At 46.9% G+C, this 16,110-nt stretch carries 11 protein-coding genes; all 11 read right to left on the bottom strand.

What is annotated here, in order from left to right:
- Positions 1–202: 202 nt before the first annotated feature.
- The 11 genes from ACK8OT_RS16405 to ACK8OT_RS16355 all read right to left on the bottom strand — a co-directional run bounded on the left by ACK8OT_RS16405 (position 203) and on the right by ACK8OT_RS16355 (position 16,004).
- Entirely contained in the window at positions 203–2,659 is a 2,457-nt protein-coding gene (locus tag ACK8OT_RS16405; protein WP_410197587.1) for a hypothetical protein, read from the bottom strand.
- Positions 2,660–3,063: 404 nt separating this feature from the next.
- Positions 3,064–4,260, bottom strand: coding sequence for a glycosyltransferase family 4 protein (locus tag ACK8OT_RS16400; protein ID WP_410197586.1), 1,197 nt, complete (start codon positions 4,258–4,260; stop codon positions 3,064–3,066).
- A complete protein-coding gene (locus ACK8OT_RS16395) occupies positions 4,250–5,194 on the bottom strand; it encodes a glycosyltransferase family 2 protein (RefSeq protein WP_410197585.1) in 945 nt (314 codons plus the stop codon). The genes ACK8OT_RS16400 and ACK8OT_RS16395 overlap by 11 nt, the downstream gene beginning before the upstream one ends.
- 11 nt (positions 5,195–5,205) lie before the next feature.
- Positions 5,206–5,835 carry a tetratricopeptide repeat protein gene (locus ACK8OT_RS16390; RefSeq protein ID WP_410197584.1) on the bottom strand — a complete coding sequence of 210 codons (630 nt, stop codon included), beginning with the start codon at positions 5,833–5,835 and terminating at the stop codon, positions 5,206–5,208.
- Positions 5,832–7,868 carry a sulfatase family protein gene (locus tag ACK8OT_RS16385; protein WP_410197583.1) on the bottom strand — a complete coding sequence of 679 codons (2,037 nt, stop codon included), beginning with the start codon at positions 7,866–7,868 and terminating at the stop codon, positions 5,832–5,834. Before ACK8OT_RS16385 ends, ACK8OT_RS16390 begins: the two co-directional genes overlap by 4 nt.
- A gap of 28 nt (positions 7,869–7,896) precedes the next feature.
- Positions 7,897–9,201 (bottom strand): putative O-glycosylation ligase, exosortase A system-associated, encoded by a 1,305-nt coding sequence (locus ACK8OT_RS16380; protein ID WP_410197582.1) that lies wholly within the window; start codon positions 9,199–9,201, stop codon positions 7,897–7,899.
- Positions 9,194–10,549: a phenylacetate--CoA ligase family protein gene (locus tag ACK8OT_RS16375; protein ID WP_410197581.1), complete on the bottom strand. Its 1,356-nt coding sequence runs from the start codon at positions 10,547–10,549 to the stop codon at positions 9,194–9,196. Before ACK8OT_RS16375 ends, ACK8OT_RS16380 begins: the two co-directional genes overlap by 8 nt.
- Before the next feature lie 113 nt (positions 10,550–10,662).
- On the bottom strand, positions 10,663–11,472 hold the full coding sequence (locus tag ACK8OT_RS16370) for a sulfotransferase family protein (RefSeq protein WP_410197580.1): 810 nt from the start codon (positions 11,470–11,472) through the stop codon (positions 10,663–10,665).
- Between the two features lie 13 nt (positions 11,473–11,485).
- Positions 11,486–12,796: a glycosyltransferase gene (locus ACK8OT_RS16365; RefSeq protein ID WP_410197579.1), complete on the bottom strand. Its 1,311-nt coding sequence runs from the start codon at positions 12,794–12,796 to the stop codon at positions 11,486–11,488.
- Positions 12,796–14,025, bottom strand: coding sequence for a TIGR04063 family PEP-CTERM/XrtA system glycosyltransferase (locus ACK8OT_RS16360; RefSeq protein ID WP_410197578.1), 1,230 nt, complete (start codon positions 14,023–14,025; stop codon positions 12,796–12,798). The genes ACK8OT_RS16365 and ACK8OT_RS16360 overlap by 1 nt, the downstream gene beginning before the upstream one ends.
- A gap of 11 nt (positions 14,026–14,036) precedes the next feature.
- Complete coding sequence (locus ACK8OT_RS16355; protein WP_410197577.1) at positions 14,037–16,004, bottom strand: XrtA/PEP-CTERM system amidotransferase; 1,968 nt, start codon at positions 16,002–16,004, stop codon at positions 14,037–14,039.
- Positions 16,005–16,110: the final 106 nt, after the last annotated feature.

The following is a 16,110-nucleotide window of genomic DNA, read 5'->3' as shown; positions in this document are numbered from 1 at the left end:
ATTCAGCTCCGCCATAGGCGCAACACTCGATACGGGTGGTGAGTTAAACCTTACCCGACAGGGACTTGCACCCTGCAAGATGCATCAAGCTTCGCTTGACGCACTAACGCCTCAAACACCGGCTTGGAGAAGTTGACGGCTTTTTTGAACAAAAAAGGTGACAGCTTTACCAAGTCCGAGTGCTTTGACTTGTTATGTGCAACTATCGCCGACGCTGACGTGAAGCACTTCTTAATACAGATTCTCTCTCTATATTAAATAAGTCGACTATTTTTGGCATGAATTTATTATTGTCATCACCATAGAACTCAACTTCAAGTTGCTCTTCATTTGATAGGTAATTAATAAACTCTTCAGCCTTTTTAAGGCGAGTTTCTACTCGCTCTTTGCGCTTTCGGCCTGCGAAAAGTCTAAAGTCTTCATTTGAAAGAGCGACAAGATCATTCGCTGTGGTTTCGTTGTATATTCCACAATCTGACGCTATAAGTTCGATGTAAGTAAAAAACGATGATAGTGTTTCGTAAATATATAGGCCATAGTTGGTAATCTTGACACTATCAACGTCACTTGAATAACTATCCAGCCTGTTATTTGCCTCAACTAAATCCCATTTAAGAAAAATATCCATATTTTTTTCAAAGTCTTCAACCATATTGTAAGCTTCAGAAAAATACTCCTTTAGCTCTCCAATCGAGAGATAAAAAGGATTTGCCGGATCAATGCCATCAGAAAGCTTACGAAGAATTCTCAGTCCAGTAAAATGAGATCCGTTCTTCTTATTTCTAACTTGGAAAATATTTGGAATACTACTTTGAACTTCATCGTAGAAAAATCTGTACGGTATCATTACTGGTTTAAGGACTTGGTGAATTCGCAAAGTCCACAAACCTTGAACCGACACCATTTCATCAACGTTTGTATAGCCTGACTTCAAGAAGTCTCTAAAAAGTTCTAGCGCAAGGCGAATATTTCCGTGTGCGCACGCGCTAAGAAAGTCAGTTAATGGTGAGTCATCCCCCTTGCTAAATTCATTTCTCAAAATAACAAAGAGCTTTTTAATTGATTTTGCTTTTTGTGAGTTCGAATCAACACCAAGCTCTTCGTTGCAGAATCCATCATCATTGAGCTTAGATATTACAAAGTCAATCCGCTTTTCAAAAACAGCCTGAGTTACTGGCGAGCTTATATGAAACCCGGAGTTCTGATAGGCATCAAGGGTTCCATGAATTCTTGATGAGTGAAACCTTTCTTCCCTCATTGAAATAATTACAAGACAGCCCAGCGAGTCCGCTATTTCTTGCGCTGTTGTAAAGCAAAAGTCTTGAAGGTCGTGAGGGAACTGATCTGTGTTATCTATGGCAATAATGCAGCCTTTATGATTAATCTTCCAGTAATCAACCAGTCTACTAGCTACATATTTTTTATCATCAAGCCACTCTTTGACTAGATCATTTAACTTCAAGTTGAAATTCTCAGAACCTTCTTCCAAACCAAATAAAGTCTGCTTTTTTGCTAGCTCATATTTGTCTTTAAAAAGAATAGTAAGTTGGTCTCTGTCCTGAGAGAGAAACTCTTCAACATCTAGACTATTCACAATCTGATCCCAAATTGCGGCATGAATGTCAGATTTTTCCTCAGGTACATTTAGCAGATCTGCAATTGCGACCCTAGAGTATTTAGATAGATACTGCGGAGGATTATGATAAAGTAACTTTCGTAGAAAGGTGGATTTTCCAGCTCCCTTACCGCCAAATAGAACTATAACCTCACCCGTTTTCTTAGATTTAAGACTCTTTGCAATACGGTTTCCAAAAGCCCCTCCTTTATCGTTATCAGTTAAATCCTGCACCCCACGTTCTTCAAAGTATGGCGTTAGGGAGTCCCTAATTAGTCCTCTGAAATTTTTAAAGGCACTTTCGTATTCTCGCTGACTCACATAACAAGCATCCATGAATTCATTCTCAGATACCTCAATTGCGCCAAAATATTTTCTCGCAAACGGCCTCAAATCTCTCGCGTATTTATTCGAACTAACTTCATGATCATAAGAGGTAATTTTGTCTTTCGGGTAAAATAGCTCTCGATTTTGACGGCCAATCGTTCCCAGATTATGTTTTAAAGAGCCTGTACTTATAGATTCGTATCCGAGAGTATTAACAGCTTCAGTGAACTTTTCAGAAAAAAACATGTTGTTTTTTACAACTAAAGCTTTAAGGTTTCTCCAATTCTTCCCTTTCTCAAAGGTTTTAAAGAAGATCCACTCATGCCCGTTGGTTATACCTGCAAACTCACAACCTTCTTCCATACAATATGCCCAAACCTGTTCCATTGCAGATTTGATGTTGGCATCAGTAAGGAGTGTTTTTACCAAGATATGTCTAGATAACTTAGTGCCATTAAAGTTATTCGGCAGTTCGAAGTAAACACCCTCCTTCTTGGCTTCCAAAAAAAGAAGGTCATCACCATTAGATCGCTTTAATCTGTAATCTGCGTAGCCGGGGGCAATATAACTTTCATGGAATGTTTGAGTTTTTGGCCAGCTTAATACGCCGTGAATAATCTCATCGATTATTTTATGTCGGGTGTCTGCTTCATTGAAGTCTCTTTCATTACTACTGCTGGCTACTTCAATAGCTATTTCATGCGGCGTTTTGGCCATATTTTTTAAATCCTTCATTATTCTTAGACGTGTAATAATTCACTCTCAGCACATAACTTGTATTATACGTTTTTCTTGGTAAACCCACCCGCTACAGCCTAGTTCTACCCCATTAAAGCGACTATTAATCAACACTTTAAACACATTAATCGTCTCGTAACTCTGAGCCCAGAGGAAAACAAACCGAGACTAAAAATTACCGAGACCCAATTTGGCCCCCGTAAAGTCAGTAGGTTGATGCTTTTTGTGATTATATATCAATGAATTAAAAACTCGATGTGAACAAAGCGAGACTTTTACAATTTATTTACCGCGCCAAAGCCATGGCAAAACCAGCCAAATCCCATTACACCTGTATCAATAAGCAACAATAATTAAGGCGCTAGCCACAACCCACGGTGTAGTTAGTGCGAACGCAGCTCACTGCTAGGCTGAGGCTTGGCTGCACTCATGCCTGAAATTTCCTGCGCCAGTTGTTGGCATGTCTGCTGAAATTGAGTTGGGTGATAGTGTTTCTGTATTGCAATCAGGCCTTGTTCAATACGCGAGTGCATTTGCTCAGGGTGGCGTAGCGCTTGTACGCATAGGGCTGCGTAATCACTGGGGGTATCGGCCACCAGCAAGGTTTTATCTGGATCAAGATAGGGAGCGAAAGCATCGCCACATAAAGAAGTGGTGATACAAGGTTTACCGTAAGCAATCGCTTCTAGCACCTTGATATTACTGCCGCCGCCCATCAGCACTGGCGCTATCACGGCGCTAGCTTGGTGGTATGCTTGGGTTAAGCTATCAACAAACCCGGGCGCGATAACGCCATCCATTTGTTGCCACTTTTCTCGTCGCGCTTGAGGCGCTGCCCCCACTAACATCACTTCAACCTCGGGTACGTGAGCACGAACGAGTGGCAATACTTGGGTTAGAAACCAATCCACCGCCACAATATTGGGTTGATACCACAGCGACCCCACAAACAAGAGTCTTGGCTTGGCGGGTGACGCGTTTGGCGCAGGCGTCAGCTCGGGCTCATCTTGCGCTTGCTGACAAACAATGTTGGGCAAAATGCGTGAGGGTAGCCATTGAGTGGCGACTTGATCCCGTTTGCAAACAAAAAACGCCCCCGCAAAACGGTGCAGTAACAAACGGTTATGCCAATAGGCGAGGTATTTTTTCAGCGCCGACATGGCCAGCGCAGGCGTCCAAGCCAGCTGATTCGAATAGCGGTATTTAAAGTCGTCTAAGTCCACGATACAAGGCACGCTTTTGGGAATAGCCAGTTGACTGATTGGCCAAATATAGCGCCCAACAATCAGGTTATAGTCTGCTAAGCTCTGCCCCAGTTGTAGCTCTACCTGACGGCTTAACTCGCGATTGGGTAGCCATGTATGCCAAAACCGAGCGGCTAAGGTGAGTTTCAATACTGGGTGGGTTTGATCCCATTCCACTTTATTTTCACCGCCACGCTGAATTTCAATCACATCCACCTCGCCTAATGTCCGCAAGGCTTGATAAATCAGCAGGCTTCGCTGGGCTGCCCCTGAGGTTTGCGCAAAGGGTGAAACCGAGCACACCAATAAGATCTTTGCCTTGGATTTATCCTGCATTCGCCACCGCCTGTGCGCCTTGCTGAGCTAAAATCATTTTAACGGTTTGCCGGTCAAAGATGCGGTGATACCAAGCAGGGCGCAGTGCCAAATGCGCTAAGTCAGCGTCTTGATATAGGGTTTCAACACGCTCAGGGATGCCGCTTAATCCAGCCACATATAAGCGCTCCGATAACAACTTGTTTTGAAAATGGCGCAAACTATAGCGGCGACAGCGATTAAGATAAAAGCGCGGATCGGTAATGGCATGCCACCAAGTACTGGGGTAACTAAACTGGGCTTGCGGGCAAACCTGAGTTAATGCCTTATTCCAAGTGTTTGCAATTGGGTCTAGATCCCAATGGGCCAGTGCGCCCACTAAGCTGTCATCACCAATAAAACCGATTGGCATCTTAATTTTTTGCTGCTTGATCCGATTTACAAATTGGCCCGATAACGCATAAAGACAACCCGCAATGCCGCCCTTAGCAACCATTTCTTGGCGATACAAAGATAACTTGGCACTGGGCACCGCCGAGCACGCATTTAATGTTGGCCGTTGGCTTAGCTGGGCAAGCAAATGAGCAATGGACTCTGGCTCGGCAAGGCAATCGCCATCCAAAAACACATAATATTGTGCGGGCTTGCTATATTGATGCACCGCCCTATTCCACGCATTGGCCTTATCGCCGCGTTCAATTTCAAATACCTTGACCCAAGGCGCGTTAAATTGGCGCGCGAGCGCTGCGGTGTTATCGCTGCATCCATTGGCCACTACTAAGCATTCTACTTGTTCAAAAGAGGTACGTTTAGCCACGACTAGGCTTTGTATATTAGCCGCCACCGAGGCTAAGCAAGCGGTAATATTGTCCGCTTCGTTATAGGCCAGGATCACCACGCTTAGCTGTAGCGGTTTTGGCTCAGTCTCGCAGACCTTGTCCTTTAGCTTGGTCATAGCCGCTCCTTTTAGTTTGAGCCAGCATCGGCATCTATGGCGGGCATCATTTTTTGGTATTTTTGCAATCGCTGTTGCAAGTAATCCGATTGCGTTTGTTTAACCCCTCGCTCTAACACCTCTATGGCTTGCTGTGGCTGCTGGTTGAGCAAATATATACGGCTTAATTGCACGTAACTACGCACCGAGTTGGGCGTCATCACTAGCGCATCGTGGGTGGTTTCAACCGCTTTGCCATATTGCTGAGAAACCTCGTAGATATAACCCTTAGTTAATAATAGCTCGGGATATAGTGCATGCTTGGGCGAGGTGCGTTCAAGGGAGTAATTGACGTTATTGAGTGCCGCTTTTACCAATACTTTTTCATTGCGGTCACTGGTTAAGTAGTGCTGTATTTGCACCAAGGCATGACAGTAATGGTGAATGTGTGAATAGACTTTACTGCCTATGCGGTCAGACCAATATTTAACCTCTGGCACGCGCATGTTATTGCCATCTTTATTGGCTTTAGGGCGGCAATAGCCCGGCAAGGTCATTAGCTCTTCTGGGGTGGCGGAAAAATTACCTATGCCTTTTCCCTGTACTTGAGCCACGTTAAGCCACAACACGCCGAAACAAAGCCAAATCCAATATCCTCTCATTGCATTTCCTCCTGTCGGATCCATGCCTGCAATAAAGCCGCCAGTCCTTGCCAAGGTGGCTGAGTGAGATCACATGGCGCTGCGGGGTAAGGATCTTGACTGCAGCTCAGTTGAATACCTGTGGTTAGCCTAAGTTGTTCTACCTGATAAGCCCCTTGGCGCACGGCTTTTAAACGCGAGCGATTGATCTGACTTAAATAAGATTCCTTGATGGCTAAGGTGCCTTGCTGTGGATCTGGGATATATAACAGCTCGGTAATATTTGGGTAGCGAAATCGATCTTTGGGTAAGCCCGGCATTTCACCTAACCACATGCCACTTTCATAAAACGCCACACTTTGCTCATTAGCTTGCGTCATGGGCGCAATCGCCATGCCACTTGGTATGCTCACCCCAAGCTGCTGCAAAATAGTTGGCGCGATAGATAAACTGCTGGTGGTGTGACTGACCGAGCGCGGCGTTGGATCCCTTGGATCATATAAGATAAACGGAATACGATAACTGGACGGGTACAATAAGTTACCTTGCCCCCATGATTCTTGCTCGAACAGGTCGACACCATGATCGGAAAACACCACCACTAGGGTATTTTCTGCAATGCCTAGCTCCACTAAATGCGCCATAACCTCGCCCACCAAATCATCGAATTGCTTCACGGTTCCATCATACAGCGCATTAATTTGCTCAATATCAAAGCTGCGTTTATCGCGCGCCATGTTTTTCATCACTTCGCGAACCGAGCCAAAACTGCTCATGACATATTTAGATTCACCTTGATAATCGGGGTCGCTGTATTGCTGATAGTAAGGCCAGCGGCTAGCAAAGGGGATATGTGCCCCCGCACTAAACACCGTCATAAAAAACGGCGCTGGTTGAGCCGCCAGCTGATCTAACTCATCTAAAGCCAGCTGATAAATGTGCTGGTCAACCGCACTGCCTGCCACATAAAAGATTTCCGGCAGCCAGCGCCGCCCTAACTCATGATGCCAAAATAAACTTAACAGCAAGCGTATGTTTTTTGGCCCTTGGGCAATCAAGGTGGTTAAATTCCATTGATCTGCAGGCAAAGATTGACGCGCAAAACCAAATTCAAACTTACCCAGATCCGTTGCCGCCCAGTCGCCCACGACCGAAGTAACATAGCCTTGCTGAGCCAAAACTTGTGGTAAAGCCCCCGCCACATCCACCTGCTGTGCGGTAACAAAATTCGTTCTGACTCTATGCTGCCAAGGATAACGCCCCGTCATAATAGAGCTTAAACTCGGTGCGGTGCGCGCTAAAGGAACAAACATCTGCTCGGCTTTTAAGCCTTTACTGGCAAGCGCATCGATATTTGGGCTAATTTGCCCCCTGCGCTGATAACCATAACTGGATAATCTGTCTGCCCTGAGGGTATCTGCGCCCAGCATAATGATATTGGGCAAATCACTTGTTGCGGGCTTAACGGATGTCACTACCTTGCCTTGCAACGGAATGTGTAATAACAACAAAGGCACTAACACAAAACCAAACCAAGGCCATAAGATGCGCCAATTACTGTGAACTCGGGGCACAAACAAGGCGCGCAACAAATGAATAAACACAGGTAACAAAAGTAACGTCAGCAACACACACCAGAGAGCGAGGATCACATCTTTATTTAGCAAGGGGCTAAAATAGCCTAGCCATTTTTGTTGGTAGCTAAAGTTAACCACGATCACCGAAGGGTTAAAAAACAGCTGAGTAACAAACAATAAAAGCAAACAGGCTAAGTTAAAACACACTAAGATAGGCCAACTGACACTGGCTCGAGGGCTCAGCCACCCTAAATGGAGATAGTTTTGGTAACTGAGCGCACTGGCATAAGCCAATACAAACAATGATAACCAGACCGCGAAGCTCAGCTTTAGCAGGGACATCAGCATGTCGCGCCAAAAGGGCAACAACAACTTAAATTCGACGGCCGGGCCAGACATCGAAAAATTCACGTAGGCATAGCTAACATAAAAGAGGGTTAGCCCTAAGGTGATCATACTAATGCGAGTAACCGACATATGCCTCCTTGGCAAAGCAACAACTCAGCTAATAAAAACTGGATTTAACGACGTTCGACTCTTCCTTACTGGGCTGAGAAACCACGCTGGAAGCCTGCTGTTGCACTAAAGCCGAACAGGTGATCACGATACAAAGTAAGTGATAAGGCAAATCAAAGTACGCCATGCCTAAAAATGCACCACCAGAGAGATAAGCAACAAAAGACACCTGTACATGACGTAATAACTGATTGATAGAAGCAAGCTCGCTATCGGGAGGCGCCTTATTGGTTCTTACAATTAAGCGTTGGGCGCTGAGCCAAGTCGTAATCCAAAGAGATAAAAACAAGAATAAAGCAATAAAGCCATGCTCACCCAGCACCTCAAAATAGATACTGTGGGCATCGTGTACCATGGTGGGCTCGGGGGCATAGATATAAAAGGTCTCATCTCGAAAACACTCAAACCCTCCCCCCAAGAAATTTTGCCCTGATAGATTGAAAGCCATTTGCCAAGCGTTGATCCGCCCCATTGCCGACTGATCTTCTTCGAATGTTTCTATAGTATTCATTCGCTCGGTCCACTGACTGGGCGCAAAGTTAAGTAATAACGCGCCAACCAAAATGGACGAAGCCAGCGACAAGATGGGGGTTTTACTGCGTAAACACAGAAAGCTCATCATGATGATGCCGCCCACCAACGCCCCCCTTGAATGAGTACCAACAACAGCAAACAAACAAATTACCGCCATCGCGTTCAGGCCCCACCTTAACCACCATTGCTTGGCATCAATCGCCAAAAAGCGGATCAGCGGCACTATGATTAATATGGCGAGGCCTATCTCATTATTACCAAAGATAAAAGAGTCGGCGGGGCCTTGAACTCGGTAAACACCGCCCGTGGTGATGGTGAAAATGCCCCCTTTGACACCATAAAAACCGATCGACAATACGATGACCCAGACGAGGGCTTTGAGGTCTTTATAACTGGTTAACACATACAAGGTGGCAAAGACGATAACCTGAATTTTAAGAACCTTTTCCAGCTGCATCCAAGCCAACTCAGGATAAAAGGCCGTCATCGTGCTGAGTATCATGCAACAAATGAAAAGAATAAGAATGATGACCTTGCCATCGCCCCAAGGCATGGTGAAGCGCTCTTTGCTAAAAAATAATGCGATCAACAATAAAATCGCGGTGGTTTGAGCAAAGGGCAGCGAATACGCAAAACCATAAACCAAGCGATGCGGGTTCATATAGCTCAGCCATGACCAAACTAAAATAGCCCACATAGGCCGCTTTAAACAAAACGGGATCAGGCCGAGATAAACTAAGGTTAACGCGATATCACGCATAATCCCAAGTGGCTCCCACTTTGCTTTCTACGTATTTGAACTTACCTGATTTCTCCCTTGGGATCTGACTGACAAACTCAATATCGAGCTGAATATCGCCTAAGCGTTGATGAAAATTACGTCGAATAAAGTCGATACTGGCATTGTCGATATCCGACTGCATCACCAACAACAAACGGGTATGAAACTGCGACTCTTGGATGATTTTGAACTCGGCGACATTGGCAAGCTCTCGCAACACATAAATCAGCGACAGGGCATGCATGGTGGTGCCATCGGCTGCCAACACAAAGTCAGTGGTGCGCCCCTCAATACTCTCCAGCAAGGGCAAGTGACGCCCACAAGGGCACAAATCTGTGCCTAAGCAAGCTAAATCCCCGGTGCGATAGCGTACAAAGGGAAATTCCGCCGTGGCTAAATGCGTCACCACCACTTCACCTATTTCGCCCGCAGGCAGTGGGTTACCCAGCTTATCAACTATCTCAACTATGATGTCTTCAGCCGAAATATGCATGCCGCCATGAGGACATTGGTGGGCAATAAAACCGGCATCTCGGCCACCGTAACCATTCGCCACCGGACAATTAAACACCTCAGAAATCAATGCTTTTTGGTTTTCGAACAAACGCTCGGAGGTGACAAAAGCCACCTTAATCCCCAGCGTTGAGAGGTCTATCTGGTGGCGCTTTGCATAACGCGCAATCAAAGCAAGGGAGGAAGGATAACCAAACAACATGGTAGGCGCATAATCGATAATTTCGTTAATATAACCCTTGATATGCTGATCCGACATGGCGAATGCGGGCAACAGGCGTGAGCGAAATACCCGGTCGCGCCATTGTTTAAGGTGATCTTGCGCCCCTAATTCAATCGGCGAGCCCCATACCACTAATTCTTTGTCACCTATATCCACATCCCACCAACGGGTGGCGCGCCATTTAGCGGCGACATCATGGCTTTTGCGCTGCTTACCCACCATAAATTGCAACGGCTGACCGCTGGAGCCACCAGTATTGAAAAGTGTTAAAGGCCCAGCATTATCCGCTTGCAACAGGCTACCGGCTTGGCGGATCTTGGCTTTATCTAATAGAGGTAAGTTGGCGAGTTCGACCACAGACTTAAACTGGCCGGGAACAAAATCGAGCTCTTGGAATAAGGCGCGATAGTAAGGCACATGCTGGGCAATATTAACCATAAACTGATTCAGCTTGGCTAATTGCATAGCTGCCAATTTATCTTGGTTAAACCACTGGCTAGCCTCTAATTCACGACGCAAAGAGACACTTGAATGTCGCTTGATCAGCTCATGTATAGGAAACAGTACTGACGAGACCAATTTGGTGTACATGCCTTACTCCTTAGCCATAAGTTGTTGCGCCTTGAACAGCCTGTTGTCGCGGCTTTTTTCAAGTAAAAAGCCAACTGACCGCTTAGCGCACAACGTCCGTTTTAATGCATATGTCAGCTTCGTTGCGACGCAACATATGCATTAAGCCTACTTAATAAGGATAGACACAATTGCTCAATCTCGGGGCTAAAACTGGGGGGATTTCGTTTTCCTACCGAGCCGCTGAAAATAAAACGCGTCATTTTGTCGTTCACAGGCAAATCGGCAAAAGCAAGCACTTGCGGTAACAATTGCTCTGGCTGGGAAACAAGCTGTTCGTATTGAATCAACTTAACGTCTGGCGCTTGATCGAGTCCTAATTCAAAAAACATCACGTTTCTGACATACCACTGCAACGCCGCCGCATCGATGTCATTAATCTCGGGAGTCACCAACTGCTGCAGCATATCTAACGAAGACTCGGATAAGCCATGACCCCACCATGAATCATCTTGCCCCGATGCTAAACGTTGAATTTGCTTACTTTGGTTGTGAAACGATTTGAGCATGGAATTAACCACGTCACGAAAGTCGCGATAAATCCATAAGGTTTTAGCAGGGGCTAGCTCTTGGGCCAAGCGCGGTAGTAATTCCAGTTCACACAAGGTTTTGAGCACAAAAACGGGAGCCTTACTTTGCTCTCTTAAATGTTTGATCACCCCCAGATCACGCATTTGATAACGCTCAAATGCACGCTCATCACGCTCATGAAACACATCGGTCGCCAGGCTTAAATCTAAGATATCCATCAACATATTGGTGCCTGAACGCTGACATCCCGCCACCAAAAGGGTTCGTTCGGAATCTGTGGCTTTAATATGCTGCACTAAATGTTTCAGCCAATATTGCTGCCCTTGCTGTGCTTTTTCTAATAATCTTTTCATGGCCAACAACCTATTATTTGGTTAACCCTAACTCATCGCCAACGGGCTCGGTTTTATCTAACGCCAGAAAATGACGCCTTAACTGCTCTACCCTTAACTGCCAACTATTGGCTTTCGCATATTGCTGCAAGTTGTCAATCTGCCAATATTGAGCCAAGCCTTGTTTGATCCCTTCTACCAGCAAAGCTTGGTTGCCATAGGGGTAAATCAACCCCAATTGTTGGTTGGCGATAACCTCTCGATTGCCGCCAACATCACTGGCCAACACAGGCACACCGCAGGCCATGGCTTCTAAGATCACATTGGCCCAACCTTCATTGGCGCTGGCCAATACAAACAAATCCGCAGCACTTAAATAGTGGCGCAGCTGCGATTTCGCTTTGGGTCCAACAAACAACACCCGAGAGCCAAGCCCTAACCGCGCAACTTGTTGCTCCAACATCAATTGGTAATCCCCTTCTGCGCTCGCGCCCCCGACAATCACATATTTAACCGAGGCAGGAAGCTGCGTCATGGCCTCAATCACAAGGTGAAATCCCTTGCGTGGAACCAGCCCCGCGACAGTGATTAACACTTGGTCGTCATCCGTCAAGCCCAATGCGGCTCTGGCCTGTTGCTTGTTTTCACGATAGAAAGTGGTGCAGTCAACACCATTGCCAACCACGTCTATTTTTTCTGCCGCAGTGCCTTGGCGTATCGCAAGTTGGCGCAGCGAATCAGACACAGCAAATAAACGGTCTGCTTGGCGCCACGCCCAGCGCTGCCAGCGCGCGGTAAAAAAGCCTTGGCTATGAGGAACTTCGGTACCTCGTAAAGTGATGGTATTGGGCTTAGCAAACCATTTCGATAACATGCCAGCAGCCGCCCCTTCGGGATAACTAAAGTGGCTGTCTATCAAATCCCACTCCAACTCAGGATGACGCTTGAGCCAACGAGATACCGCCAGCGCCATAAACCAAGCATCGAAACAGCGCCCTGTGCCGGGCAAGGAAAAAAAGCGCGGAAAGTACACATGCACCAAGGAGCCATCGGGAGCCGTTTGTACCTCAAAGCTGGCAGGCTGAGGACGATAATGAGGTCGCCATAGTCGAATTAAACCTTGCAGCGGAAACCAAGGCACAGGACTAACCACAAATAACGGAAAATCCGCCGCAACGCGAAACATGCGCTCTTGAATAAATAACCCCGCCGTAGGACGACATTGACTTGGAAACAGCGAGCTAAGTACCAACAAAATCGGCATATTTGCGGCTCGCCGACTATGATGAGCGGGAGTTGCTGGTGCGATGGTTGTGGGCGGTGTAGGCTTAGAAATAGCGTCCACTAACACGCCCCTTGATCAATCGCTTCAGCGCTAGGGGAGCCTTGTTGATACACCTTTTGATAGTTAGCAACACTGACCGCCCAATTGCGTTCATGGCGAACATAATCTAAGCCTTGCTGCCAAATAGCCGGCCATTGTGCTTGCTGGGTTAACACCTTAGCCAAGGTTTGCGCTAAATCGGCAACATTCCCTTGCGCAAATAAAAAGCCGGTTTCACCATCGCGAATCAGCTCCTTATGCCCTCCCACATCAGAGGCCACTACTAACTTACTTTGTGCCATGGCTTCTAACGGCTTCAATGGCGTCACCGTTTCGGTCAAGCGCATACCAATGCGCGGGTAAACTAAGACATCCACCAAGCTATAATATCGCGCCACCTGATCATGACTCACGCGACCAATAAACCGTACTCGGTCGGTTAAGCCAAGACGATCAACCTGCTGTTTTAAATTATCTTCTTGTGGTCCACCACCCACCAGCAGTAAACAAATATTGTCATCGCTTAAACACGGCTCGGTCAGCGCTTCTACCAAGAGGTTTAGGCCTTCATAGCCATAAAACGAGCCCAAAAAGCCCAGCACTTTTTTATCGCTTAAACCAAGCTCTTGGGCGAGCGCCTGATCTGGCTCGGTCAAGGGGGTAAACTTATCTATGTCGACCGCATTGGGGATTAAGGTGATTTTATCGGCGGCGATCCCCCGTTTTTGCATGTCATCTTTGAGACCTTGGCAAATGGTGGTGACGGCATCGGCGCGCTTAAGCACAAAAGTCTCCAGCGCCTTTGTCAATTTATAGCGTAAACCGTGCTCAACAGCGGTGCCATGATCCACCGCGGCATCTTCCCAGAATGCCCTGACTTCATAGACCAAAGGCAGCCCACTTAACCTAGCCTGCCACCAGCCTGCTAAACCATTTAGCGCCGATGAGTGAGCATGAATGACATCGGGTTTCACTTGGCGCACGGCGCGGCTTAATGCCCATTTTAGGGTGATTAAAGTCGTGATTTGCTCAAGGACGGGGAGCTTCATAAGCCAAGCAAGATAGGGGCTGCGCATAAACACGAAACCATGGCTTAACTCTTGCCAATCCAGCCTTGGCCCTTGTTTAGCCGAGGTTAAATGATAAGTTTTCCAGCCACGGGCGCGCTGCTGTTTTAATATCGCCAAGGTACGAAAACTATAACCACTGTGCAGGGGCACCGAATGATCTAAAACGTGTAAGATTTTCATACGCTCTCCTGCTATGCCAATGCCGATGCGACAGCCGAGTCTGACTGGGTTACGCTGGCAGCTTGTTGCTTGGCTAAGAAGGCCTCAAACATCAATAACGCCCACAAGGCAGCGCTGTGATCGCGCAGGCCACTGCTGTGCTGCTCAAGTAGTTGCTTGATATAATCGAGATTAAATAGCTGGCTTTGGGCAATACAACCCGATGATAAGGCGTGATGTAATTTGTCTTTCAAGGGCCCGCGAAACCATCGGCATAGGGGCACGGCAAATCCCATTTTACGGCGATACAACACATCTTGGGGCAAATGAGGCTCTAAGGCTTGCTTTAAAATAGCCTTACTGACCCCTTTAGCGAGTTTAGTCGCCGCGGGCAGTTTAGCACTCCATTCCACCAGCTCATGATCTAAGATAGGCACCCTAACCTCTAAGGCATGAGCCATGCTAACGCGGTCAACCTTAGTGAGAATATCCCCCGGCAGATACGTTTTTAAATCTAGGTACTGCACCAAGGACAAGCTATCTGCACCATCAAAATTGGCGTAATGCTCATTAAACACACTGATGCTGCGATAATCCCCTAGCTGCGCCTTTAACTGTTCGCTAAATAACTCGCTTTTTTGCGCTTCGCTGAAGATCGAAAAATTATGGAAATAGCCTTCAACCGTGTCTCTGGCGATGGCTTGAAAGGTGGTTTTGGCGCGCAGAAATTTGGGCGCCCAATCGGCCTTAGGGTAGGCCTTAGCCAACAATGAAAAAACCGGCTTGCGAGCGACTTCAGGAACCAGGCGGCGAATACGCTCCTCACGCAGATGCCATTGATAGCGTCGGTAACCAGCAAATAATTCATCGCCACCATCACCCGACAACGCCACCGTTACTTGCTGTTTGGCTAATTCACAAACGCGATAGGTCGGCATGGCCGAGCTATCGGCAAAGGGCTCATCGTAAAAATAGGCCAGCTTGTCGATCAGGGCAAAATCATCACTGGCCACGGTCGCTACGCGATGGTTAGTTTGATAGCGCTTAGCGACCATCTCAGCGAATTCCGTCTCGTTGAAATCCGCCACATCAAAGCCAATCGCGCAGGTATTGACGGGCTCAGATTGCAATTGCGCCATCATGGCCACCACAGCGCTGGAATCAACGCCGCCGGATAAAAAGGCGCCCAAGGGCACCTCGGCCTCAAGGTGAATATCTACCGCATCACGTAACCGCTGTGCTAATTGCTGTGCCAAAGGCTGCGCCAATGGCTCGGCTGGCTCACTTGACTCCGGTGCCGACGCAGCGGATGGCGCAAATGACACATCCCAATAACACTCACTATTTGGCAGGCTTGTCGTGCCTTGGTTTAGGGTTAAGGTGTGGCCCGGACGCAGCTTATAGACTTGATCAAAGATGGTTTTAGGCTCTGGAATATAACCCAATGAAAAGTAATCTGAAATGGCTTGAGGATTGAGTTCATTAGGTAACTGAGGATGCACTTGCAGCGCTTTTAGTTCACTGCCAAATAGCAACTCGCCATGAGGCAGCATGGCATAATATAGCGGCTTGATACCAAGGCGATCTCGGGCTAAAAACACTTGCTGCTGCGCTTGATCCCAAATGGCAAAGGCAAACATACCTCGCAACCGATTAACCACTTTTGGCCCCCAAGCCAGCCAGCCTTGTAGGATCACTTCGGTATCACAGGTGGTATTAAAATGGTGGCCTAATTCAATCAGCTCTTGTCTTAATAATTGGTGGTTATAAATTTCGCCATTAAATACGATACAAGCACGTTGATCTTCACTCAGCATTGGTTGTTGGCCACTGGCGACATCTATGATGGATAAACGGCGATGCCCTAAGCCAACCCCCGCACCAAGATAAACACCGCCTTCGTCGGGCCCACGATGAAATAGCGCCTGATTCATATCCCGAATGAGCTGCGCATTAACCTCTTCATTTTGAGCTAACACTATCCCTGCAATTCCACACATAAAGCCTCCAGAATCAAGCTATGTTATCCCTTAGTGACTTGGCGCCTTGGCAAGATTGATGAGTTACAATCAGATCGCCATTTCTCTATAAGCCTAGGGCTTGTTT

Origin of the sequence: Motilimonas thetidivivens, from assembly GCF_046452435.1 — a bacterium.
Taxonomy (GTDB): domain Bacteria; phylum Pseudomonadota; class Gammaproteobacteria; order Enterobacterales; family CBDFNC01; genus Motilimonas.
The sequence above is the reverse complement of the archived record's forward strand: the minus strand, read 5'-3'. Positions and strand labels throughout refer to the sequence as shown.